Origin of the sequence: Microbacterium sp. CFBP 8794, assembly GCF_014841235.1 — a bacterium.
In the GTDB taxonomy this organism is placed as follows: domain Bacteria; phylum Actinomycetota; class Actinomycetes; order Actinomycetales; family Microbacteriaceae; genus Microbacterium.
Genome location: NZ_JACYTT010000001.1, coordinates 454,175 through 477,778 on the forward strand (window position 1 = coordinate 454,175; position 23,604 = coordinate 477,778).

A 23,604-nucleotide genomic window follows, 5' to 3' on the forward strand; every position below is an offset into this window, starting at 1 on the left:
ATCAGCCGCGCTGGCGTGCCGCGACGCGGGCGTCGCGCTCGGCCATGCGCGCCAGCTCTTCGTTGTACGCGTCGAGTTCGAGGTCTCCGACCCGGTCGACGTGCCGATCGCGGCTCTTCTGCTGCCGTTCGTCGCTGCGGCTCCACTGGATCGCGACGGTGATCGCCAGGATGAGCGTCGGGATCTCGCCCACCGACCAGGCCACGCCACCGCCGACGTACTGGTCCTGCAGGGGTGTCGCCCCCCAGGTGCGTCCCATCGCACCGAACCACTCGGCGACCATGAGGCCGGAGTTCATCATGATCGCGATGCCGAAGAACGCGTGCATCGCCATGATCGCGATGAGCACGAGCAGACGCATCGGATAGGGCAGGCGGTAGGGCACCGGATCGATGCCGACGAGGCTCAGCACGAAGAGGTACCCCGTGACGAGGAAGTGCGCGACCATCCAGATGTGGCCGACGTGGTCGTACAGCGACCACCGGAAGAGGTCGGTGTAGTAGAACGCCCACAGCGAGCCGATGAACAGCCCCGCCGCGACGTACGGGTTGGTGAGCACCTTCGCGACCGGGTTGTGCACCGCCCAGAGGATCCACTCGCGACCACCGCGGGTGCCGTCGTCGCGTTTGCGGATGGCCCGCGCGGCCAGCGTCACCGGCGCCCCCGTCACGAGCAGCAGGGGGATCGCCATCGACAGCAGCATGTGGCCGATCATGTGCATGCTGAACAGGTAGTCCTGGTACACGTTGATCGGTCCCGAGGTGACCCAGAACACCCCCAGCATGCCCAGGGTCCACATCACGGTGCGGTGGATGGGCCAGGCGTCGCCGCGGCGGTGCAGGCGCCAGACGCCGGCCAGGTAGAAGAACAGGGCGAAGGCGACGACGAACGCCCACAGCAGGTCGACGTCCCACGCGGTGAACCAGCGCTCGAGGGTGAGCTCGGGCGGCAGCGGCGAACCGGTGAGCACCTCGGCCGGGGTCTGACCGACCAGCGGCGCCTCGACGGGCGGGGCGGTGCGCGCCAGCGCGGCGGCCGCACCGCTGGCGACACCCATGAAGACCAGTTCGAGCGTGAGGATGCCCCAGAACCGCCGCGAACCGGGCTCGTCGGCCATGCGTGAGATGAGGCGGCGGCGGTACCACGCGCCGAGGACGCCCATCGCGAGAAGTGCGGCGACCTTGACCAGCACCAGGAAGCCGTAGGTCGAGAAGAGGTTCGACACGTCGAGGAGCGTGATCGAGGCGCGGACGGTGCCCGAGACGGCCACGACGACGAAGGCCACCAGCGCGATCGACGAATAGCGCAGCAGCACCGCCTGCAGCTGCCGGCGCGACATCGCCGGGCGCACGACCACGAGCAGGACGAGACCGCCCAGCCACACGGCCGCGGCGATGATGTGCAGCACGAGCGAGATCACCGCGGCGTTGTGACTGGCCTCGGTGCCCGCGTGCCCCTGAGTCCCCATCGGGATGAGAGATGCCAGAGCCAGGATCGCGACGAGCAGGGTGGGGATCCACGACCGCACGGCGAAGGTCAGCACGGTCAGCACGGCACCGGCGATGGTCGTGATGAGCCACGCCTGACCCAGCGGACTCTCGACCAGGAAACGGCCGAGCTGCTGACCGAAGACGGCGTCGAGGGTGGGCTTGGCGTTCAGGACGTTCAGGAACGTCAGGTACCCGGTGGTGGCGGCGGCGATGGTGAAGACCGCCGCGCCGATCGACGCGGTGTCGAGGGCGATCTCGAACGGCCGCTCCCCCGCGGGCAGGGCGAACAGCGCCAGCACGAGGGAGCCGACCAGGGTGGCCGCCGAGAGGTTGACCAGCACGGTCGCGATCGGGAGCCCCCACCGCACGACCGGACCGGGGTCGGCGAGCTGCACCTCGGCGGCCCCGCCGCCGTACGCCAGTCCCGCCACGACGGCGATCAGCGAGACCGCGATCAGGATGACGGGTCCCGCGACGCGGAGAAGGCGGGGATTCACCCCTCCAGACTACGTCGCGTACACACAGCACAGGGGGGATGCCGATGGCATCCCCCCTGTGAAGGTTCGAGGTCGTCTTACTTGACGGCGGCCTTCAGCTTCGAGCCCGCGGTGACCTTGACGCGCTTGCCGGCGGGGATGGCGATCTCTTCGCCCGTCTGAGGGTTGCGGCCCGTGCGAGCCGACGTGGCGACCTGCTCGAAGGCGATCCAGCCGGGGATCGAGACCTTGCTGCCCTTGGCGACCGCCTCGGAAACGGTGGAGAAGAGGGAGTCGAGCACGCCCGACACGGCGGACTGGCTCTGGCCGGTCGCGCTGGCGATGCTCGCGACGAGCTCGGTCTTGGTGATGGACTTGTCGGCCATGTGGTGTGTCCTCCAGGCGGCGACGAGCGCCGTCTCTCGTTACTCGGACGAGGAGGAATCCTCCTCGGTGGTCGGGAGACCGCCTCGACAGTATCAACCGAACCGCGGAAATACGCGGATTTTGACGGATTTCGTCCCTTTCGCCGGGGGTGTGTCGCGGGCTCGGGGCTTTCGCGGGCCGATGATGGCGCACGGGTCGGCCCTTGGACGACCTCGTCCTTCGAGCCCGCGGCAGGGCTCGGGTCTCCGGGCGGGTGAATCGCGAGGCGCAGGCGGGCGAAGTCCGGGGGCTTCACCCCGCGGATGATGCGACGCTCGAATTCACCTGGAAAATACTGAATTTCGTACCCCTATGATGTGCCTACGAGAACGGGCTCCGGTTCGTGTCCGACGAACCGCCCCCGTTCGATCGGCCCGAATGTGGAGGGTCCATGCCCCGTAGCCGCACCTCGATCGATGCGCGAGCCGCCCTGCGCGCGGCCGCCGTCTCCACCGTCGTTCGCCTCGCCCCCGGGCACGGGCCCCCGCACCAGCGGCATCTGTCGCTCCTCGCCGCCAGCGCCGCTCCCCCCGTCCCCCCGACGTGGACCGACCCGGCCGCCCGAGCGGTGATCGCCCTCTTCGCCGCGCGCGCACGCCGCGACAACCTCACCGACGGTGCCGCCTTGGTCCGCCGCTACTTCGAGGGGGTGAGACTCACCCGCCCCGCCGAGTTGGCCGACGGCATACGCTCCCAGCTCCACGCGAGCGTCGGCGAGTACTGCAACGCCGTCGGGTGGCCGCAGATGGGCGCGCGTTTCGGGGCCGAAGCCCTGCTCTTCGCCGATACCGAGGCGCTGCGCTACCGTGCGCTCACCGTCGTCGCACTCGGCCAGGCGCTCAACGGCGAGTACGAATCCGCCCGGGTGTCTCTCGCGAGCGCGCGAGAGGTGTTCGCCGCGCAGGGCTGGGCACGGGCGGACACCGCGTACGTCGAGTTTCTGGCGGAGACGCTCATCGCCTCCGCCCATCTCCAGGTCGACCGCCTGCATGCCGTGTCGGCCGCGATGACGGCCGCTCAGCCCGATGACCCGTACTGGGCTCATTCGGCACGATCCGTCGAAGCGATGGCCCGGATGCTGCGCAGCGACACGGACGGCGGCCTGGCGGCGATCCAGACCCTGCTGACAGAGCAGGGCGCCCGGCACAGCCACACGATGACGCGGCATTTCCTCGTCTGCATGCGCTCCGACATGCTCGTCGCACAGGGTCGTTCCGCCGAGGCCCTGGCGACGCTCGCTCCCTACGACGATCCGGACGGGCACGGCATCTGTTTCTCGATGCAGCGCGCGGCGAGCCTGCTCCGCCTGGGCCGCGAGCGGGAGCTCCTCGCCGAGACCGACGCCTGCGTGGCGACCGGGGCCGACCACTGCCTTCGCACGCTCACCCCGCTTCTGCTGCGCAGGGCGCTGGCGCATCGGCGGCTCGGCGAGGGGGAACGCGCAGCCGCCAGCACGGAGGCGGCGATGGTTCTGCTACTGCGCACGGGCACCTCGGGGACCCCCTTCGTCATGCTTCCCCACGACGAGACCCGCGATCTCATCGCTGCCGTCATGCTCGAGCGTCCGGAGTTCCGCGACGCGATGCCGTGCGTGTTCGACGCTCTGGCGATCGTCGCCACCCCCGACGGCCCGGGGCCCCGCCCACGCCCGCTCCGACAGCTGACCCCCACGGAGCGCGACCTGACGCACCGACTGACCACGTCGCTCAGCATCGCCGGTATCGCCGACGAACGCGGGGTCTCGGTGAACACGGTGAAGAGCCAGGTGCGATCGATCTACGCCAAGTTGGGGGTACGCGGCCGGCACGAAGCCGTCGAGGCGCTGACGCGCTCGGCGAACGCGCGCCCCGCCTGCGGTCGGACCGCCGATGGCTGATCCCGGCGAGGTGATCCGGCGAGCGCACCCACTGAACGTCGAGCCGCACGACACGCTTCGAGCGGCCGCGCTCCTCACCGCGACTCGGCTGCTTCCCGGCTCCGGTGTGCCCGAACCCCGCCACCTCGCCCTGCTCGCCGAGACCGAGGCCTTCGACCCCCCGCGACGATGGACCGACGACGGTGCGCGGATCCTCTCCGCCCTCCTCGTCGCTCGCGCACGCCGCGACGCCCTGGGCGACGGCATCGCGCTGATCGCGCGCTACTTCGACGGCACGCATCTGAACCGCCCCGCCGGGCTGTCACCGGGCGCCCGGTCGGAGCTGCTCTCCAGCGTGGGCGAGTACCTCTGCGCGGTCGGGTCCCCCCAGTCGGGTGTCCGCTTCGGGGAGGAAGCACAGCTCTTCGCCGACACCGACGCCCTGCGCTATCGCGCTCTCGCGGTGAGCAGCTTCGGCCTCGCCCTGAACGGAGAGAACGAGCGCGCGGCGCCCACGATCCGCGCGGCCACCGACCTCTTCGTCGAGGCCGGGTGGAATGCCCGCGAGGTCTCCTTCCTGGTCCTGCTCGCCGACTGTCTGGTCTCGGCGGCGCGCATGGAACACGACAGGCTGTCCGCGATCAGCGGGGAGCTCGCCGCCCTCGCCCCCGACGACCCCTATCTCGACTACGCCTCGCGCGCCGCCGAGGTGATGTGCCGCGTCATCCGGCGGGAGTTCGCCGACGGGATCGCGGCGAGCTGGCAGTTGCTGCACGGCAGCCGGCGGCACAGCAGCCAACGCGCGGTCCGCCATCTGCTGATGTGCATGCGCTCCGACCTGTTCCTGGCGCACGACCAGCCCGCCGACGGACTCGCGGCGGTGGCCTCGGCGCTCAGCCCGGAGGGGCACGGTACGTGCTTCGCGACGCAGCGCGCCGTCGCCCTGCTGCTGCTGGGCCGCGAGCGCGAGGCGCTCCTCGAGACCGACGCGTGCGCCGCCTCGGAGGACGACCACTGCCTGCGTAGCCTGCCGCGGATGCTGCTGCTGCGCGCGATCGCCTTCCGGCGGATCGGTCAGGAGCGACGCGCCCGCCAGAGCATGGCATCCGCGCTGATGCTGATCTCGCGCACCGGGAGCTCACGGACGCCCTTCATCATGCTCCCCGCCACCGAATGCGCCGATCTCGTCGAGGCGGCGGCCGAGGATCATCCCGAACTCGCCGGCACGGCGGCATCGATCCGCGACGCGCTCCGCCAGCTCGCCGCACGCCCCCACGCCGCACCGACCACCCGCGACCTGACCGGTCTCACCCCCACGGAACACGCCCTGGCCACGCTGCTCGTCACCGACTTGAGCCTGGCGGAGATCGCCCGGGAGCGGAGCGTCTCGGTGAACACGGTCAAGAGCCAGGTGCGATCCATCTACGTCAAGCTCGGCGTCAGCACCCGGGCCCAGGCGATCGCGCACCTGCGCGCGGACGCCTGAGAACGCCGAAGGGCGGGGATCCCTTTCGGAACCCCCGCCCTCGGCGTGTGTGTCTGGTGCTTACCAGGACGACTTGGTCACACCGGGCAGCTCGCCACGGTGGGCCATGTCGCGGAAGCGGACGCGCGAGACGCCGAACTTCGTCAGCACGCCACGGGGGCGGCCGTCGATGACGTCGCGGCTGCGCACGCGGGCGGGCGAGGCGTTGCGGGGGAGCTTTTGCAGCCCCACGCGGGCGGCCTCGCGGGCCTCGTCGGTGGCGGTCGGGTCGACCAGGGTCTTCTTCAGCTCGGCGCGCTTCGTCGCCCAGCGCTCGACGACGACCTTGCGCTGCTCGTTGCGCGCGATCTTGCTCTTCTTGGCCATGTGCTTAGCGCTCCTCTCGGAAGTCGACGTGCTTGCGGACCACGGGGTCGTACTTCTTGAGCACGATGCGGTCGGGGTTGTTGCGGCGGTTCTTGCGCGTCACGTAGGTGTACCCCGTGCCGGCCGTCGAACGCAGCTTGATGATGGGACGTACGTCCTGAGCCTTCTTCGCCATTACAGCTTCACGCCCTTCGCCTGCAGGTCACGAACGACGGACTCGATGCCGCGTGCGTCGATGACCTTGATGCCCTTCGCCGAAACGTTGAGCTTGATGTTGCGACCCAGCGACGGAACGAAGTAGGTCTTCTTCTGCACGTTCGGGTCGAAGCGGCGCTTCGTCCGGCGGTGCGAGTGCGAGATGTTGTGACCGAAGCCGGGAACCGCTCCAGTCACCTGGCACACTGCTGCCATGGTGATGTCTCCTTCTGTACCGTGACACCGGACGGTGCCACCCAAGATCCCTTGTCTGCACCCCGCTCGAGCGCAACACGAGGCCGCGGTCGAAAGTCGGGGAGCGAACTGCGTGCTGGAGTGCGCGCAGACAAGGAGTCAGTCTAGCACGGCCCGGATCCGGACCCCCGAACCGGTCGACGGGACCGGCCTCAGCCCCCCGCCGCCTCGGCCGCGCCCCGCCCCCACCGGAACGCCGACACCGTGGCATCCCCCTCGATCCAGAACCGCCACGGGAACGCCGCGGTTCCCGCGACCCCCGCCACCCCCACGCGCGGCCCCGTCGCGACGTCGCGCACCGGCGTCTCGGCCAGCAGCAGCCGCGCCCGCGCGCCCGCCTTCTCGACCCCGGTGATCGCGTCGATGCCGTCGTGCACGGGATGCCGCAGCCCGACCGCATCGCCGAGTCGCCCGGGTCCGCGCGCGAGGTCGCGGGCGGAGCGCACCGCCCCGCGTCGTTCGAGTCGGCGCCGTTCCGCCACGTCGGCCCCCTCGACGACCTCGCCGCCGCGCAGCAGCACACCGCCGGCCACCCCGTCGGGTGCGCAGACGACGTTGACGCACGAATGGATGCCGTGACTCAGGTACACGTAGAGGTGCCCCGGCTCGCCCCACATCGTGGCGTTGCGCGCGGTCGGTCCCATGCGGGCGTGCGAGCCCGGGTCGGGCTGCTCGCCGGTTCCGCGACCGTGGTACGCCTCGACCTCCGTGACGCGCAGCACGACGCGCTCCCCGCCGACGACGGTCTCGAGCCGCGCGCCGAGCAGACGCGGCGCGACCTCGACCGGCAGGGCCGAGAGGTCGTCCCGCGTCGCGGGGCGGCTCACTGCGGGGGCACCTGGCACCACGACAGGTCGAAGCCCTGCAGCGCGACGAGCTCCTGGCCCGTGTCGACCTCGACGAGGTGCGTCTGCAGCTTCTCGGGCAGCGGCAGTTGGTAGCGGTCGAACGGGTTGTCGACGGCACGGGGCGCCACGAGCACGGCCGCGTACCGACCGCTCGGCGAGACGCAGGTCTGCAGCACCGTGTCGGAGCCCGGCACCTCGAGCAGCGATCGCACGGCACCGTCGGTGTCGACGTGCGCCACGGTCGTCGAGCGCGACACCCCGTCGGCGCTGATGTCGGCGAACGAGCGGATGGTCCCCGCCCCGGCGCCCGGCACGGGGGTCGCCCGCCCCGTCAAGCCCGGGGGGTCGACCGGTTGCACGAGCGGCTGCTCGGATCCGTCGGTCAGGTTGATCTCGCGGATGCCCTCGACCCTCTCGACGATCGCCACCGACGACCCGCGGGCGATGCCGTCGATCGACACCGCGCTGCCCAGCGGGGCGGCGTTGCCGCCCTGCGCGTCGGTGAGCAGCAGGCGCGAATCGAAGGTGAGCACGAGCATGCTGTCGGTGTCGGGCACGAACCGCCAATCGGCGATGCGCACGTCGCCGCCGTTCAGGCCGACCTCGGTGGGGGCGGCGTCGTCGGCCGCCGACGCCGTGAACAGGCGGCTCTCGCGTCCGCCGGCGGCGCCCAGATCGGCATCCGAGAAGGTGAAGCCGATGCGCTCCCCGCGATCGGCCGACTGCAGGTTCGACACGAAGCCGGGTCCGGGCAGGGCGATGTCGCGCGGATTGCCCCCGTCGGAGTCGGTCACGATGACGCGGGCCGTGTCGCCGTCGCGCACCGAGATGACCAGGTGGTTCGCCGTCGCGCGGAAGTCCTCGATGTGCGCGTTGACGAAGACCGGCAGCCCCGCCTCGCCCTGCAGGTCGGTGCGGAAGATCGTGTCGCCCTCGGGGGTGCCGCGCTGCATGAGATAGGCCTGCAGCGGCGGTGTGCGGAACGTCTCGGTGAGGGTCGACGCCGGCCCCGCGCCGAGGCCGCTGACGCCGTTGACGGTGATGCGGTAGTCGGTGTCGTCGCGCAGCGGCAGCGTGAAGCGCACCCCGACGCTCCGTCCGGCGGTGTCGACCGTGAACGGCGTCGCCGGCTCGACCTGCACCTGCGAGGGGTCGACGGTCTCGAGGGACTGCGTCGTGGTGAGGATGACCCGGGATCCGGATGCCGCGACGGCGGCGGTCGGGTCGACCTGCACGTCGGTGACACGCGGGCCCTGCGCCACGGCGACGACGCCGCCCACGCCGCCCACCAGCGCCAGCGCCCCCAGCACGGCGGCGAACGCGACGAGGAAGCCGCGCCCGCGCCGGCGGCGGGCGCGGGTACGACGGGAGTCGCCGCCGCGGCGCGAATCAGTACTCATACGGGTCCGTCGGCTCGTCGATCGAGGCGACCTGCTCGGCGTGCACCTCGAGCTTGCCGTCGCCGCTGGAGCGCACCGTTCCCGTGACCGTGACCCACTGCCCGGTCGAGGGCGCATCGCCGGTCGCGGCGATGGGCAGGCGCGCGGTCTGCGCGTCGATGACGCAGTGCGTGATGACCAAGCGCGTGAGATCGAAGCTCGCGCCGTCGCCGCCGGGGGTGATGAACCCGGTGAGGGTGACCGGCTTGCCGTCGAAGGTCTCGGGGTTGGTCGCGTGGGCGAAGACCGCCGACCAATCGCCGACGCCGAACGTCGAGGTGTCGCCGGAGGCCGCCAGGGTGATCACGTCGGATCCGGCGAACAGCGGCGGAGCCCCCACGTCGCGCGACACGGCGAGCTCGGTCGAGAGCGAGGCGGCCGGGGTCAGCAGCACCGCGATGACGGCGCCCGAGGCGAGCACGCCCCCGGCGAAGGCCGCGACACCCCCGGGGGTGAGCCGCGGACGCGCGGCGAGATGGTCGTGCGCGGCCCGGTCGTGGGCGTCGGTCGGATCGGAGTGCTCGTGGTCGGCGTGCGCGAAGGCCTCGCGGCGAGCCGAGGCCGCCGCGGGTGCGTGCCCGTGCTCGTGATCGTGCCCGTGGTCGGCTTCCGCGCCGAGGGGCAGGGCGAACGAGGCGACCGCCCCGATCAGCGCGACGACCGACATCCCGACCGCGAACCACGCCGAATCGGGGTTGACGTACAGCGACATGCGGCCCGTGACCCACAGGGTGATCGTGGTGATCGACAGGCAGGCCGTCAGGCCCACCCCGAGCCAGCGCGTGGCGAGGGCACTCGTTCTAGACAAGGAGGTTCACCACCGTTCCGAGGGCGAAGGCGAACAGCACGACCACGACGGTCATCCCCACCAGCACGCGGGTGCTGAACGTGGTGCGCAGCAGCGCCATCATCTTGAGATCGATGATCGGGCCGACCACGAGGAAGGCCACGAGCGATCCGGGCGTGAACGTCGAGGCGAACGACAGGGCGAAGAACGCGTCGACGTTCGAGCAGAGCGAGACCACGATGGCCAGCAGCATCATCGCGGCGATCGACAGGGCCGGGTCGGACCCGATCGCCAGCAGCGCGCTGCGCGGAATGAGCACCTGCACCGCGCCCGCGATCAGAGACCCGATGATCAGCGCCGGCATGACCGACCGCAGCTCGACGACGAGCTGGGCGAGCGTCCGGCGCCCGCGGCCGCCGCGCTCCTGCACGACGATCTCGCAGGTTTCGAGGAACCGCTCGGTGAGCAGCTTGTCGGGATCGGGATGCCGGCTGTACAGCCAGCCGAGCAGATTGGCGACCAGGAACCCGCCGATCAGGCGCGCCACCAGGATGCCGTCGCTGAAGCCGAAGGCCGCGTGGGTGCTGATGATGACGATGGGGTTCACGATGGGCGCGGCGACGAGGAAGGTCAGGGTGTCGGAGACCCCGAAGCCGCGCATGAGGAGCCCGCGGGCGAACGGCACGTTGCCGCACTCGCAGACCGGGATGAACATGCCCAGCAGCGACAGCACGGCTCGGCGCGCCCAGGGCGCGCGCGGCATCCATCGCTCGATCGCCCCCGGCGGCACCCACACCTGCACGATGATCGACAGCACGACGCCGAGGATCACGAACGGCAGCGACTCGATGAGCACGCTGAGGGCGAGGGTCAGCCCGTCCTGCGCGCGGGTGGGGAGCGGCTGCGAGAAGAACGTGGGCGCGAACGCGTCGACGAGGAACAGCGCCGAAACCACGACGACACCGAGTCCGAGCGCGACCAGCGTCCGCGACGCGCCGGTGCGCGCGGGCGTGGACGCGGCGGTGCGACTAGTCGTCGCCACGCTCGCGAGCCCGCGCCTGGGCGCAGGCGGTGCAGATGCCGAAGATGTCGACCACGTGCTCGGCCTCGGTAAAGCCGTGCTGCGCGGCGGTGCGCTGCGCCCACTCCTCGACGTCGGTGGCGGCGATCTCGACCGTGACGCCGCACGAGCGGCAGATCAGGTGGTGATGGTGACCGCGGGTCTCGCAGGCGCGGAAGAGGTTCTCGCCCTCGGGGCTCTGCAGGGAGTCGGCGTCGCCCTTGGCGGCGAGGCCCGCGGGCGTGCGGTACACCGTGGCCAGGCCGATGCCGGTGTTCTCGTCGCGCAGTGTGGCGTGCAGCGCCTGCGCGCTGACGAAGCCGCCCGCGCCGGACAGGGCTTCGCGCACGCGTTCGCGCTGCCACGTATTGCGCTGGACCATGGCGGCGAGTCTATCGAGGGGATCGGTGAATCGGCTGGGCGCGTTACAGGGCGCGGGTGGTGCGATCGCGTCGCGCGCCGATGACGCGGCAGACCAGGTAGATCAGGAACGAGATCGTCGTGATGTACGGGCTGACGGGCAGCGTGCCCGCGACCGCGAGCAGCACGCCGCCCACCGCCGAGGCGAAGCCGAACAGCGCGGCCAGCACGGGCACCGACAGCGGACCCGACGCCACCCGCATCGCCGCCGCCGCCGGCGTCACCAGCAGTGCCATCACGAGCAGCGCACCGATGATGTGCACCGCGACCGCGACGATCAGGCCCAGCAGCAGCATGAACGCCAGCGACACCGCCGTGGTGGGCACGCCCCGCGCGGCGGCGGACTGCGGGTCGAGCGAATCGAAGCGCAGGGGGCGCCAGATGAACAGCAGCGCGAGCAGCACGAACAGCCCGATGACCACCAGCCAGCCGAGCTGCGCGCTCTGCACCGACACGATCTGGCCGGTGAGCAGGCTGAACCGCGTGGAACTGCGGCCGTTGTACAGCGACAGGCACAGGATGCCGACACCCAGACCGAACGGCATGAGCACGCCGATGATCGAGTTGCGGTCGCGGGCGCGGGCGCCGAGCAGGCCGATCAGCGCCGCCGCGATGAGCGAGCCGACGATCGAGCCGGTCACCACGTCGACGCCGATGAGCAGCGCCACCGCGGCGCCCGCGAACGACAGTTCGCTGATGCCGTGCACGGCGAAGGCCATGTCGCGCTGCATCACGAACACGCCGATGAGCCCGCCCACGAGGCCGAGGACGGCCCCGGCGTAGACGGAGTTCTGCACCAGCTCGAGGATGGCGCCGTACTGGCTCACCCCGCCGAAGAGGGCGGTGCCGACGTCGGACCAGTTCATGCGTCGTCCTCGTCGTGGTGGTGGTGGGCCTCGTCGGCATCCGGGGCTCCGACGACGATGAGCTGATCACCCGCGCGCACCACGTACACCGGAGCCCCGTAGAGGGCGGTGAGGGCCTCGGTCGTGAGCACCTCGTCGGGGGTGCCCAGGGTGAAGCGTCCGTGGGCGATGTAGAGGATGCGGTCGACGCGCGAGAGCACGGGGTTGATGTCGTGGGTGACCAGCAGCACGGCGGCGTCGCGCTCGCGGCGATGCCGGTCGATGAGACGCACGACCGCCTGCTGGTTCGCGAGGTCGAGGCTGGTCAGCGGCTCGTCGCACAGCAGCAGTGCGGGGTCGTCGGCGAGGGCCTGGCCCACGCGCAGCCGCTGCTGCTCACCGCCCGAGAGCAATCCCACCGGACGATCGCCGAACTCCGAGGCCCCGACGGCCTCGAGCAGCCCGTCGATGCGGGCGCGGTCCTTCTTGCGCGACAGCGGCAGGCCCAGGCGGTGGCCGTCGACGCCGAGGCCGATGATGTCGCGACCGCGCAGCGGCGTCTCCCGCGGCAGCGGGCGCTGCTGGGGGATGTACCCGATGCGGCGGTTGCCGGCGCGGCGCACCGGCGTCCCGAGCGCCTCGACGGTCCCGGCGCTCAGGCGCTCGAGGCCGAGGATGGCGCGCAGCAGCGTGGTCTTGCCCGAACCGCTGGGTCCGAGCACCGCGACGAGCTCGCCGGGCTCGACCTCGAGGTCGAGCCCGGACCACAGCTCGCGGCCGCCCCGCTCGAGGGCGGCTCCGCGGATGCGCAGCGGTGCGGCGGCGTTCACGCCGCCAGCGCGTCGGACAGGGCCGTGATGTTGCTCTGCATCCACGAGAGGTAAGTCTGTCCCTCGGGGAGCGTTTCGGTGAACTCGACCACCGGGATGTTCTTGGCCTTGGCCTCGTCCTCGACCTGCGTGACCTCGGCGCCGCCGGTCTGCGGGTTCACGATCATGACCGAGATCTGCCCCGAATCCAGCAGCTGCAGCGACTCCAGCAGGGTCGCGGGCGGCACGTCCTGGCCCTCTTCGACCGACTCGCTGAACTCGTTCGGGGTGGCGTTGGTCAGGCCCGCGGCGGTCGTCAGGTACAGCGGGACCGGCTCGGTCACGAAGATCTTCGCTCCGGCATCCGTCGCCTCGATCTGGCCGAGGGAGTCCTCGAGACCGGCGATCTCCTTCGTGAACGCTTCCGCGTTGGCCGTGAAGGCGGCGGCGTGGTCGGGCGCGAGCTGGCCGAGCTCGGTGGCGATCGCCGCGGTGAGGTCTTCGACCGTGTGCGGGTCGTACCAGACGTGCTCGTTGAAGCCCTCGATGTGGTCGTGGCCGTCGTCGTCGGCGTGGTCGTGGTCGTCGGCGCTCTCGCTCGGAGCCGGGCTCGCCTCGTCGGCGTGGGCCTCGTCGTGCGACGCCGCCCCCGGGTAGTCGTGGTTGTACTCGACGGCCGTGATGACCGGGGCGGTCGAGCCGCTGGCCTGCACGAGCCCCTCCATGAAGGCGTCGTAGCCCGCACCGTTCTCGATGACGAGGCCGGCGTTCTTCAGCGTCAGCTGGTCTTGCGCGCTCGCCTCGTACTCGTGCGGGTCCTGCGTGGGCGAGGTGATGATCGAGGTCACGTCGACGAAGTCGCCGCCGATCGCCTCGGCGATCGAGCCGTACACGTCGGTGGATGCCACGACGCTGACCTTTCCGACTGAATCAGCCGAGGAGGCCGCGGGGGAACCGCCGGCGCAACCGGCGAGCGCGAGAACGGAGACGGCCCCGAGGGCGACGGGGGCGAGGATGCGACGGGTCATACCGACACCGTATCGCTCGTGATAATCGTTCTCAAACTCAGTCCGCGTCGCATACGACTCTCCCAGGGAGCGACCCTCAGACATCCCGTGCCGATCTGTCCCGCAGTCGGCCACGAGCTCGCCGCTTTGTCAGCGGCGCGAGACGCGTGCGCGGCCTTTACTGGGGGCATGACCGACACCGATCTCCCCGTCATCACGCACTGGATCGACGGCGCCGCCGCCGCATCCGCCGGCGGACGCACCGCCCCCGTCTACAACCCGGCCACCGGCGCGGTGCGGGCCCACGTCGCCCTCGCCGACGAGGCCGACGTCGCCGCCGCCGTCGCCTCGGCCGGACGCGGATTCGTCGCGTGGAGCGCGTTCTCGATCGCCAAGCGTCAGAGCGTGCTGTTCGCCTTCCGCGAGCTGCTCAACGCCCGCAAGGGCGAGCTGGCCGAGATCATCACCGCCGAGCACGGCAAGGTGCACTCCGATGCCATGGGCGAGATCCTCCGCGGCCAGGAGGTCGTGGAACTGGCCACCGGCTTCCCCCACCTGCTCAAGGGGGCGTACTCCGAGAACGCCTCGAACGGCATCGACGTGTACTCGCTGAAGCAGCCGCTCGGGGTGGTGGGCGTCATCAGCCCCTTCAACTTCCCGGCGATGGTGCCGATGTGGTTCTTCCCGATCGCCCTCGCCGCCGGGAACGCCGTGATCGTCAAGCCCAGCGAGAAGGACCCCTCGGCATCCCTCTGGCTCGCACAGCTGTGGAGAGAGGCGGGACTGCCCGAGGGCGCCTTCACCGTGCTGCAGGGCGACAAGGTCGCCGTCGACGGACTGCTGAACGCACCCGAGGTGCAGTCCATCTCGTTCGTGGGGTCGACCCCCATCGCGCAGTACATCTACGAGACCGCCTCGCGCAACGGCAAGCGCGTGCAGGCCCTGGGCGGCGCGAAGAACCACATGCTCGTGCTTCCCGACGCCGATCTCGACCTCGTCGCCGACCAGGCCGTGAATGCCGGGTTCGGGGCGGCCGGAGAACGCTGCATGGCCATCTCGGTCGTGCTGGCCGTCGAGCCCGTCGCCGACGCGCTGATCGCCAAGGTCACCGAGCGCATCGCGAAGCTCCGCATCGGAAACGGCGCCGCCGCCGACGAGCCCGACATGGGCCCCCTCATCAGTGAGGCCCACCGCGACAAGGTGTCGTCGTACGTCGACATCGCCGAGGCGGACGGGGCGAGGGTCGTCGTCGACGGCCGCGGCTACGTGGTCGACGGCCACGAGGACGGCTTCTTCTTCGGTCCGACGCTGCTCGACGCCGTGCCCACCAGCTCACGCGCCTACACCGAGGAGATCTTCGGCCCCGTGCTGTCGGTCGTGCGCGTGCAGACCTATGACGAGGGGCTCGCGCTCATCAACAGCGGCGAGTTCGGCAACGGCACGGCCATCTTCACCAACGACGGAGGAGCGGCCCGTCGCTTCCAGAGCGAGGTGCAGGTGGGCATGATCGGCATCAACGTGCCCATCCCCGTGCCCGTGGCCTACCACTCGTTCGGCGGCTGGAAGAAGTCGCTCTTCGGCGACGCCAAGGCCTACGGCGTGCACGGCTTCGACTTCTTCACGCGCGAGAAGGCCGTCACCAGCCGCTGGCTCGACCCCGCCACCCACGGCGGCATCGACCTGGGCTTCCCGCAGAACACCTGACGCCGCCGGCCTCTCCCCCCGAGGTGCCGATTTTCGTCGCTTCACACTCGGTGGGGGCGACGAGATCCGGCACCTCACGCGGGTCTCACTCGGGGTCGGCGAACTCCAGAGCGGCCCACAGCTCGGCCCGCGCCGCGAACGACGACAGGTCGAGCTGGAGGAGCTGCTCGAGGTGGGCCATGCGCGCGCGCAGCGTGTGACGGTGGATGCCGAGCCCCCGCGCCGCGGGATCCCAGGCGCCATTGGCCTCCAGCCACGCCCGCGCCGACGCCCGCAGCCGCTCGCGCTCCTCGACCGGCAGCGCCTCCAGCGGTTGCAGCACGGTGCGCGCGAGCACGGAGCCCCCTCGCTCGCGGAGCGCCTCGACCAGCCCCCGACCGGCGAGCTCCGCGTACGCCCGCAGGTGTCCGGGGGCGGCGTCGCGCGCGGCTTGTTCCGCGTGGCGCAGGGTCGACGCGAGCGCGTCGCCCGCGCCGTGTCGCGCGGTGCCGACCGCGAGGCCGCGCCGCTCGGCCAGCGCCGCGAGCGCGTCGCCCGCCCCCTCGGCGAGCAGCACGATCACGTCGTCGCCGCGCTCGGCCGAGAACAGTCGCTGCGGGTCGCTCGAGACCAGATCGAGCTCGTCGAGCAGCCCGGGGACCGCGGCCGCGCCGCGGACCACCCCGACCAGGTGGGGAGCCGCGGGAAGGCCCCCGAGCGACGACGCGGCGACGCGGCGCGCCGTGTCTTCCTGCCCCGCGACGAGCATGTCGACCACGCCCGCGCGCACCCCCCTCATCGAGGTCTGCAGGTTCCGCTGCTGCTCGAGCGCGATGCTCGCCAGGGCGACGACCGTGGCCACCAGGTCGCGACCGGCCGGATCGAGGGGCTCCGGACCGCCGACGGCGAGCACCCCGCGCAGGCGGGAGCTCTGCCCGATCGTCTGCAGCAGCGCACCGTTCGCCGACGGGATGACGAGGCTCGCCGCCGTGCGCCGTTCGAGCAATCGCCGCACTTCGCGCCCGACCTCGCCCTCGACGTCGTCGGGGGCCGACCGCAGCCCGGGGAGCACCAGACGCCCGCCGACCGCGTCGTACAGGTCGACCCATGCACCGAGCAGGCGCGACAGCGTGTGCAGGATCTCGCGCAGACCGTCGTCGCGCACCGCCGCCCGTGCAACGGCGCGCTGCGCGTCGAGCAGCCACGAGAAGCGGGCCGCACGCTCGGCGGCGAGGATGTCGGCGACGAAGCGGATGATGCCGATGAAGGGCGCCCGCCCGGCGATCTCCACGATCGGAAGCCCCGCCGCCTCTCCGGCACGCACGACGGCATCGGGAACGCGCGCGTGGATGACGTCGGTCGCGAAACCGACCCCCACGACCCCGTGCGCGCGCAGGCGGCGACAGTACGCGGCCACCGTCTCGGCATCCGGATCATCCGAGAACTGGGCGCCGTTGGTCAGCAGCAGGTTCCCCGACTCGAGCCACGGGGTGGGGTCGAGCAGGTCGGAGCTGTGCACCCACGACAGAGGCAGATCGAGCGCGTCGTCGTCGAGCCCCGTCAGGGAGCGCACGGGGAACGAGCCGTCGTCGAGGAGGACGCGAAGGGTGGCGGGCATGGGGGGCCAAACTGTCGATCGTTCCCCGACATTACCGACAAAACGGCGCTGCCGACGCGTGCCCCCGGCGTCGCACACTGGGGGCATGGCCACTCCCCTCACGACGACCCGAAACGCCGAGATCAGCGAGCGCGACCGCTCGAGCGTCTTCCATTCGTGGTCCGCTCAGCGCACCCTCGCTCCGCTCCCCCTCGCCGGAGGCTCGGGCGTCGAGGTGTGGGATGCCGACGGCCGGAGCTACCTCGACTTCTCGAGCATGCTGGTCAACGTCAACATCGGCCATCAGCACCCCCGCGTCGTCGCGGCGATCCAGGAGCAGGCGGCGCAGCTGACCACCGTCGCCCCCGCGCACGCGAACGAGATGCGCGCGCACGCCGCCGAGCTCGTGCTCGAGCGTGCCCCCGAGGGTTTCTCGAAGGTGTTCTTCACCAACGGCGGTGCCGACGCCAACGAGAACGCCATCCGCATGGCGCGGCTGACCACCGGCCGCGACAAGATCGTGTCGCACTACCGCTCGTACCACGGCAACACCGGGGCGGCCATCGTCGCCACCGGCGACTGGCGACGGATGCCGAACGAGTACTCCCGCGGCCACGTGCACGTCTTCGGTCCCTACCTCTACCGCTCCGAGTTCTGGGCCGAGACGCCCGAGCAGGAGTGCGAGCGGGCACTGCGCCACCTCGAGCGCACGGTCCAGGCCGAGGGGCCCGACACCATCGCGGCGTTCCTGTTCGAGACGATCCCCGGCACCGCCGGCATCCTGGTTCCCCCGCCCGGCTACCTCGCCGGGGTCCGCGAGATCGCCGATCGCTACGGCATCCTGCTCATCCTCGACGAGGTCATGGCCGGCTTCGCACGGGCGGGCGAGTGGTTCGCCTTCGACACCTTCGACGTGCGACCCGACCTGATCACCTTCGCCAAGGGCGTGAACTCCGGCTACGTGCCGGTGGGCGGCGTCGTCATCTCGGATGCCGTGGCCCAGACCTTCGAGGACCGCGTCTTCCCCGGCGGGCTGACGTACTCCGGACACCCGCTGGCGGCAGCGTCCATCGTCGCGGCCCAGCAGGCCATGGCCGACGAGGGCGTGATCGAGAACGCGCGGCGCATCGGCGACGAGGTCATCGGCCCGCGCCTGCGCACCCTGGCCGAGGAGTCGCCGCTGGTCGGCGAGGTCCGTGGTCTCGGAGTGTTCTGGGCCGTCGAGCTCGTCGCCGACCGGGCCACCCGCGAGCCGCTCGCCGCCGCGCGCATCGGCGCGATCAAGGCCGCGATGCTCGAGAAGGGCGTGCTCGGCTTCTTCGCCGAGAACCGCGTGCACGTCGTTCCCCCCGCCGTCATCGGCGATGCCGACGCCCACCGCGGCCTTGACGTGCTGGCCGAGGTGCTGAAGGCCGAGGGCGCGCGAGGCTGACGCCGCGCCCCTCGGCGTTGAGTGTCCAGGACACGCCGCGGTCGCCCGGTCCGGCACGGCGTGTCTTGGACACTCAACGCCTCCGCGCCGCTCGCGCCGCGCCGCGCCCACCTCACGTTGAGTGTCCAGAACACGCCGCACGCGCAAGGCCGAAGCGGCGTGTCTTGGACGCTCAACGCCTCCGCACCGCCGCGTCACCGCGCCGCGCCCACCTCACGTTGACTGTCCAGAACACGCCGCACTCACAAGGCCGAAGCGGCGTGTCTTGGACGCTCAACAGGGTGGGGGATGCCGCGACCACGCGGCGCGTCGAGCAACGCGGAGGCCAGCGCGCCCGACCGCGACTCAGAGCCCGCGGGCTCGTCGCCCCGTTCGCCAGGCCTTCCACGCTCCGGTCGACCACAGGGCCCAGATCACCAGCAGAGGCTGGAAGAGCAGACGGATGCCGCGCGCCAGGTCGGTGTCGAGGCCGAACGCGTCGGTGCCCCGGACGAACTGCTCGATATTGCCGGGGAAGATCGCGACGAAGAAGGCCGCGACGATCCAGCCGACTGCCACGCGCCGACGGCGGAGGACGAGGAGAGCGAGTCCGAGCGCGATTTCGACGACCCCGGATGCCACCACCGTGACGTCGATCGGGAGCGGAAGCCACGACGGAACCTGAGCGACGAACTCGTCGCGCGCGAACGAGAGGTGCGCGGTGCCGGTGAACACGAGCGCGGCACCGAGCAGCCAGCGGGCGAGGGTGCGGGGGAGGCTCATCCTCCGAGGGTAGGCGGGATCGCCGTCATGACCCGTCGTCCCGGGGTCGTCGCCCTCCGTCGAGTGTCCAAGACACGCCGTGCGCAGGGGCCCACCACCGGCGTGTCTTGGACACTCGAGGAGCTCGACGCGCGGCTGCGCGTTGCGACGGCCGCCGGCGCCCGAGGAGGAGTCAGCGCCGCAGGATCCTCTGCGCGAGCGCGTTGCCGATCAGCTGCCCCGCCTGCACGATCACGACGATGATCGCGACCGTCACCCAGGTCGCCTGCGCGTTGAACTGCTGGTAGCCGTAGATGATGGCGAAGTTTCCGAGCCCGCCGCCGCCGATGTAGCCCGCCATCGCCGACATGTCGACGACCGCGATGAACATGAACGTGTACCCGAGGATCAGCGGCGCGAGCGCCTCGGGGATCACGACGCCGAACAGCACCCCGATCCGCCGGGCGCCGACCGCGCGGGCAGCCTCCACGGTGCCGGGGTCGACGGCGACGAGGTTCTGCTCCACCACGCGGGCGATCACGACCGTCGCCATGATCGTGATGGGCACGATCGCGGCATCCGTCCCCAGGGTCGTTCCCGTCACCGCACGCGTGACCGGGGCCACCGCGGTGAGGAAGATGATGAACGGAATGGGGCGGATCAGATTGATCACGAGGTTCGCGATCGCGAAGACCACGCGGTTGGCGAACAGGTTGCCCGGACGCGTGGCGTACAGCAGTGCGCCGATGACCAGCCCCGCGATGCCCGCGATGAGCAGCGACACGGCGACCATGTAGACCGTCTCGCCGATCGACTGCAGCAGAACCGGGGTAAGGGTCTCCCATTTCACGAGCGCACCTCCCGCGCGGGCAGGACGACGTCGGTGTGCGCGCGCAGCTCCGCCACCACGGCGTCGAGATCGTCGCTGTGCACACGGTAGGTGAGCGTGCCCAGCTGCCGGCCGAGCACGTCGGTCACCCCGCCGTAGACGACCGAGTGACGGGCGTCGTGGCGGTGGAACACGTTCGAGACGTCTTCGCTCGAGAACTCGTTCACCTCGACGCTGACCAGGTCTCCCCCACCCGCGGCGAGCGCGGCCAGTGCCTCACCCGAGGGCACGCCCTGCGTCACCGCGGCGACGAACCGCTTCGTCAACTCGGCGCGCGGGTGCGCGAACACGCGGTACGTGTCGCCGCTGTCGACGACGCGACCGCCGTCCATGACGATCACCTGGTCGCACAGCTCGTGCACGATCGAGATCTGGTGGGTGATGACGACGATCGTGATGCCGAGGCGCCGGTTGATCTCGCGCAGCAGGTCGAGCACCTCGGCCGTGGTCTGCGGGTCGAGGGCGCTGGTGGCCTCGTCGGCGAGGAGGATGCGCGGGTCGGTGGCGATCGCCCGGGCGATGCCGACGCGCTGCTTCTGCCCGCCCGACAGGCGCCGGGGGTACTGCTTCGCCTTGTCGCCGATTCCGACGAAGTCGAGCAGCTCGGCGACCCGCTTGTCGCGGTCGGCTCTCTTCCACCCGGCCACCTTGAGCGGATAGGCGACGTTGGCCGCGACGGTGCGCGAGGTGAACAGGTTGAACTGCTGGAAGATCATGCCCACGCGGCGCCGGAGGTCGCGCAGCTTCGCCTCGGATGCCGCCCCCACGTCGACGCCGAGCACCTCCACGGTGCCCGACGTCGGCTGCTCGAGTCCGTTCAGCAGTCGCACGAGGGTGGACTTGCCGGCGCCGGAGTACCCGATCACCCCGACGATCGACCCCTCCTCCACGCGCAGCGACACGTCGTCGACGGCCGTGGTGGTGGAGCGGCGATCGGTGCGGAAGCTCTTCGAGACGCCCCGCAGCTCGATGACCGCGGTCATCCGTTCTGGGCCTTGAGTGCGTCCTCGAGGGTGGTCAGTTCGTCCTGCAGCTGGGCGGCGGTCCAGTCCGCCTTGAACTGCAGGTTGCCCTGGTTGAGCTCGGTGACCGCCGCCTCGACCTCGGTGCTGTGGTACGCCGCGACCAGCTTCTCCCAGCGGGGGTCGTCCTTCTTGTCGTCGCGCGTGACGAAGGCGTTGATGTACGGCGCGAGCTGCGGGTTGTTCAGGTCTTCCTTGAAGATGATGAGCTCGTCGCCGAGCCCGCCCTTCTGCGCCTGCGTGTTGTTCACGATCGCGGCCTGCGCACTGCCGTCCTTGAGCGCCGTGACGGTCTGGTTCGTGTCGACGGGCAGCAGCTCGACCTTGGTCGTGACGATGTCGGCCGGCGTCGAGAGGGCGCTGCCGCCGTCCTTCAGGGTGAGGAGCCCCGCCGTCTGCAGGTTGAGCAGACCGCGGGCGAGGTTGGTGGGGTTGTTGGGGATCGCGACCTTGGCGCCCTCGGGCAGGTCCTTCACATCGGTGTACTGCTCGGAGTACAACGCGAGCGGGTAGACCGCGGTGGCCCCCACCGGCACGAGGGTGCCGTTGTTCTCGACGTTGAACTGCGAGAGGTAGATGAGGTGCTGGAAGAGGTTCACGTCGAGCTCGCCGTCTTGCACGCCCTGGTTGAGCTGCACGCCGTCGTTGATCGTGCGCACCTCGAGGTCGATGCCCTCTTCGGCGAGCTTCTGCTTCAGCACCGTCCAGTGCGCTTCGGTGCCGTCATCGGCGCCGAGGACGATGCGCGAGGAGTCGTCGCCGGATGCCGCACCCCCGGCGCACCCGGTGAGGGCGAAGAGCAGGGCTGCGGTGGAGGCGCCGAGGATCGTGGCCAGGCGTGCAGTGCGGCGTGAAGTCATGGGTCCACGTCATCACGCGCGCCGGGGATGCCGAAGTCGAGGCGTTACGCGTGGTCACGGGGTGTCATGCGGGGTAACGGATTGGGCGGATGCCGAGTGCTCGGCGATGATCGCGCGGCCCGGGGTGCCACGACCGACGGATAGCCTCGAGAGTGATGTCACGGGATGAGAACGCGCGAAGAAATCTGTCCCGGATGCCACGACAGGGCGTCGTCGTGGCCGTCCTCGCCCTCGCGGGCCTGTGCTCGTCGTTCATGTTCACCCTGGTGGTGCCCATCCAGTCGCAGCTGCCCCAGCTGCTGGATGCGTCGCGCGACGACACCGCCTGGGTCGTGACCTCGACGCTGCTCGCCGCGGCCGTCACCACCCCGATCGCCGGCCGCCTCGGCGACATGTACGGCAAGCGGCGCATCGTGCTCGTGCTGCTGGCGGTGATGATGCTGGGCTCGGTGATCGCCGCCCTGTCGACCGGCATCATCGGCATGATCATCGGGCGCGCCCTGCAGGGGGCCGTCGTGGGCGTGGTGCCGCTGGGCATCTCGATCCTGCGTGACGTGCTGCACGAGAACCGCGTCGACAGCGCGATCGCGCTCATGAGCGCCACGCTCGGCGTGGGTGGCGCCCTCGGACTGCCGATCAGCGCCCTGGTGGCCGAGAACACCGACTGGCACTGGTTGTTCTGGATCGCCGGCGGCCTCGGCGCCGTCGTCTTCGTGCTGACGCTCTGGATCGTGCCGGTGAGCGTGCTCCGCACCGCCGGACGCTTCGACTACCTGGGCGCCGCGGGTCTCGCGGTCGGCCTGATCGGCGTGCTCGTCGCCGTGTCGCGAGGGAACACGTGGGGCTGGACCTCGCCCGTCACCCTCGCCCTCGCGATCGGCGGTGTCGCGGTGCTGCTGCTGTGGGGCTGGTACGAGCTGCGCATCGACTCCGCGCTGCTCGACCTGCGCGTCGCCGCCCGCCGCCCAGTCCTGCTCACGAACCTCGCCTCGGTCGCGATGGGCTTCGCCCTGTTCACCTCGAACGTCGCCTACCCGCAGATGCTCGAGCTGCCGATCGCGACCGGCGTGGGTCTCGGCCTGTCGCTTCTCGCGGCGAGCCTGGTCGTCATGCCCTCGGGGCTCGTGATGATGGTGCTCTCGCCGATCTCCGGCGCCCTCGCGCGCACGATCGGCCCGCGCGTGCTGCTGGTCGCCGGAGCGATCTCGCTCATCGTGGCCTACGGTTTCAGCCTCACGTTCTCGAGCGAGGTCTGGCACTTCGTCGTCGCCAACATCCTCATCGGCTTCGGGATCGGCTTCGGCTACGCCGCGATGCCGATGCTCATCATGCGCGCGGTCCCGCCGAGCGATACGGGCGCCTCGAACGGCCTCAACGCCCTGGCCCGCTCCCTCGGCACGAGCACCTCCGCCGCGATCGTCGGCGTGGTGCTCGCGACGCTGTCGACCGGTGAGGGGGACACCCGTGTGCCGACGGCCGACGCCTTCCAGGTGTCGTTCCTGCTCGGCATCGGCGCGGCCGTCATCGCGCTGGTCCTGGCGCTGCTGATCCCGAAGCGGAGTACACCGGCACCGGAGCGGGCGTCACTCCCGGAGTGACCCCGTCGACCTGAACCG

The 23,604-nt window shown here is 70.9% G+C and carries 23 protein-coding genes; 5 read left to right on the forward strand and 18 right to left on the reverse strand.

Going from position 1 to position 23,604, the window contains the following annotated elements; genetic code table 11:
* Position 1 precedes the first annotated feature (1 nt).
* Positions 2-1,987: a cytochrome c oxidase assembly protein gene (locus tag IFU19_RS02050; protein WP_192012787.1), complete on the reverse strand. Its 1,986-nt coding sequence runs from the start codon at positions 1,985-1,987 to the stop codon at positions 2-4.
* A 77-nt stretch (positions 1,988-2,064) separates the two neighbouring features.
* Entirely contained in the window at positions 2,065-2,352 is a 288-nt protein-coding gene (locus tag IFU19_RS02055; RefSeq protein ID WP_055832516.1) for an HU family DNA-binding protein, read from the reverse strand.
* A 431-nt stretch (positions 2,353-2,783) separates the two neighbouring features.
* On the opposite strand from IFU19_RS02055, the gene IFU19_RS02060 reads away from it, so the two are divergent.
* Together IFU19_RS02060 and IFU19_RS16535 are read left to right on the forward strand one after the other, a co-directional pair.
* On the forward strand, positions 2,784-4,268 hold the full coding sequence (locus IFU19_RS02060; protein WP_191916064.1) for a helix-turn-helix transcriptional regulator: 1,485 nt from the start codon (positions 2,784-2,786) through the stop codon (positions 4,266-4,268).
* A complete protein-coding gene (locus IFU19_RS16535) occupies positions 4,261-5,733 on the forward strand; it encodes a helix-turn-helix transcriptional regulator (RefSeq protein ID WP_192012788.1) in 1,473 nt (490 codons plus the stop codon). Before IFU19_RS02060 ends, IFU19_RS16535 begins: the two co-directional genes overlap by 8 nt.
* 60 nt (positions 5,734-5,793) lie before the next feature.
* Here the strand turns inward: IFU19_RS16535 and rpsN are convergent, their stop codons facing one another.
* The 11 genes from rpsN to IFU19_RS02120 form a co-directional block, all read right to left on the reverse strand.
* On the reverse strand, positions 5,794-6,099 hold the full coding sequence (rpsN, locus tag IFU19_RS02070; protein ID WP_055832510.1) for a 30S ribosomal protein S14: 306 nt from the start codon (positions 6,097-6,099) through the stop codon (positions 5,794-5,796).
* 4 nt (positions 6,100-6,103) lie between these two features.
* Positions 6,104-6,274, reverse strand: coding sequence for a 50S ribosomal protein L33 (gene rpmG, locus IFU19_RS02075; RefSeq protein WP_013584775.1), 171 nt, complete (start codon positions 6,272-6,274; stop codon positions 6,104-6,106).
* Positions 6,274-6,510, reverse strand: a complete 237-nt coding sequence (rpmB, locus tag IFU19_RS02080) for a 50S ribosomal protein L28 (protein WP_055832508.1) — start codon at positions 6,508-6,510, stop codon at positions 6,274-6,276. The genes rpmG and rpmB overlap by 1 nt, the downstream gene beginning before the upstream one ends.
* 191 nt (positions 6,511-6,701) lie before the next feature.
* Positions 6,702-7,376 (reverse strand): DNA-3-methyladenine glycosylase, encoded by a 675-nt coding sequence (locus tag IFU19_RS02085; protein WP_192012789.1) that lies wholly within the window; start codon positions 7,374-7,376, stop codon positions 6,702-6,704.
* Entirely contained in the window at positions 7,373-8,797 is a 1,425-nt protein-coding gene (locus IFU19_RS02090) for a hypothetical protein (RefSeq protein WP_192012790.1), read from the reverse strand. Before IFU19_RS02090 ends, IFU19_RS02085 begins: the two co-directional genes overlap by 4 nt.
* The gene (locus IFU19_RS02095) at positions 8,787-9,644 is read right to left on the reverse strand and encodes a TIGR03943 family putative permease subunit (protein ID WP_192012791.1); all 858 of its coding nucleotides are present in this window, start codon (positions 9,642-9,644) and stop codon (positions 8,787-8,789) included. The genes IFU19_RS02090 and IFU19_RS02095 overlap by 11 nt, the downstream gene beginning before the upstream one ends.
* The gene (locus IFU19_RS02100; RefSeq protein WP_055832498.1) at positions 9,637-10,665 is read right to left on the reverse strand and encodes a permease; all 1,029 of its coding nucleotides are present in this window, start codon (positions 10,663-10,665) and stop codon (positions 9,637-9,639) included. Before IFU19_RS02100 ends, IFU19_RS02095 begins: the two co-directional genes overlap by 8 nt.
* Positions 10,652-11,065 (reverse strand): Fur family transcriptional regulator, encoded by a 414-nt coding sequence (locus IFU19_RS02105; protein ID WP_192012792.1) that lies wholly within the window; start codon positions 11,063-11,065, stop codon positions 10,652-10,654. Before IFU19_RS02105 ends, IFU19_RS02100 begins: the two co-directional genes overlap by 14 nt.
* A gap of 43 nt (positions 11,066-11,108) precedes the next feature.
* A complete protein-coding gene (locus tag IFU19_RS02110; RefSeq protein ID WP_192012793.1) occupies positions 11,109-11,969 on the reverse strand; it encodes a metal ABC transporter permease in 861 nt (286 codons plus the stop codon).
* A complete protein-coding gene (locus IFU19_RS02115; RefSeq protein WP_192012794.1) occupies positions 11,966-12,778 on the reverse strand; it encodes an ATP-binding cassette domain-containing protein in 813 nt (270 codons plus the stop codon). Before IFU19_RS02115 ends, IFU19_RS02110 begins: the two co-directional genes overlap by 4 nt.
* Positions 12,775-13,785 (reverse strand): metal ABC transporter solute-binding protein, Zn/Mn family, encoded by a 1,011-nt coding sequence (locus tag IFU19_RS02120; protein WP_192012795.1) that lies wholly within the window; start codon positions 13,783-13,785, stop codon positions 12,775-12,777. Before IFU19_RS02120 ends, IFU19_RS02115 begins: the two co-directional genes overlap by 4 nt.
* A gap of 168 nt (positions 13,786-13,953) precedes the next feature.
* Between IFU19_RS02120 and IFU19_RS02125 the strand changes: the two genes are divergently transcribed.
* Positions 13,954-15,468, forward strand: coding sequence for a CoA-acylating methylmalonate-semialdehyde dehydrogenase (locus IFU19_RS02125; protein WP_192012796.1), 1,515 nt, complete (start codon positions 13,954-13,956; stop codon positions 15,466-15,468).
* A gap of 85 nt (positions 15,469-15,553) precedes the next feature.
* Here the strand turns inward: IFU19_RS02125 and IFU19_RS02130 are convergent, their stop codons facing one another.
* Positions 15,554-17,065, reverse strand: a complete 1,512-nt coding sequence (locus tag IFU19_RS02130; protein ID WP_192012797.1) for a PucR family transcriptional regulator — start codon at positions 17,063-17,065, stop codon at positions 15,554-15,556.
* A gap of 85 nt (positions 17,066-17,150) precedes the next feature.
* Between IFU19_RS02130 and IFU19_RS02135 the strand changes: the two genes are divergently transcribed.
* Complete coding sequence (locus IFU19_RS02135; RefSeq protein ID WP_192012798.1) at positions 17,151-18,476, forward strand: aspartate aminotransferase family protein; 1,326 nt, start codon at positions 17,151-17,153, stop codon at positions 18,474-18,476.
* A gap of 345 nt (positions 18,477-18,821) precedes the next feature.
* Here the strand turns inward: IFU19_RS02135 and IFU19_RS02140 are convergent, their stop codons facing one another.
* From IFU19_RS02140 to IFU19_RS02155, 4 genes are all read right to left on the reverse strand, one after another.
* Entirely contained in the window at positions 18,822-19,238 is a 417-nt protein-coding gene (locus IFU19_RS02140) for a DoxX family protein (RefSeq protein WP_192012799.1), read from the reverse strand.
* Positions 19,239-19,410: 172 nt separating this feature from the next.
* Positions 19,411-20,010 carry a methionine ABC transporter permease gene (locus tag IFU19_RS02145; protein WP_207301769.1) on the reverse strand — a complete coding sequence of 200 codons (600 nt, stop codon included), beginning with the start codon at positions 20,008-20,010 and terminating at the stop codon, positions 19,411-19,413.
* Positions 20,011-20,063: 53 nt separating this feature from the next.
* A complete protein-coding gene (locus IFU19_RS02150; RefSeq protein ID WP_192012800.1) occupies positions 20,064-21,089 on the reverse strand; it encodes a methionine ABC transporter ATP-binding protein in 1,026 nt (341 codons plus the stop codon).
* Entirely contained in the window at positions 21,086-21,988 is a 903-nt protein-coding gene (locus IFU19_RS02155; protein ID WP_192012801.1) for a MetQ/NlpA family ABC transporter substrate-binding protein, read from the reverse strand. The genes IFU19_RS02150 and IFU19_RS02155 overlap by 4 nt, the downstream gene beginning before the upstream one ends.
* A gap of 194 nt (positions 21,989-22,182) precedes the next feature.
* Here IFU19_RS02155 and IFU19_RS02160 point away from each other — a divergent pair, with 194 nt between their 5' ends.
* On the forward strand, positions 22,183-23,586 hold the full coding sequence (locus IFU19_RS02160; protein ID WP_192012802.1) for an MFS transporter: 1,404 nt from the start codon (positions 22,183-22,185) through the stop codon (positions 23,584-23,586).
* The last annotated feature ends 18 nt before the right edge of the window (positions 23,587-23,604 follow it).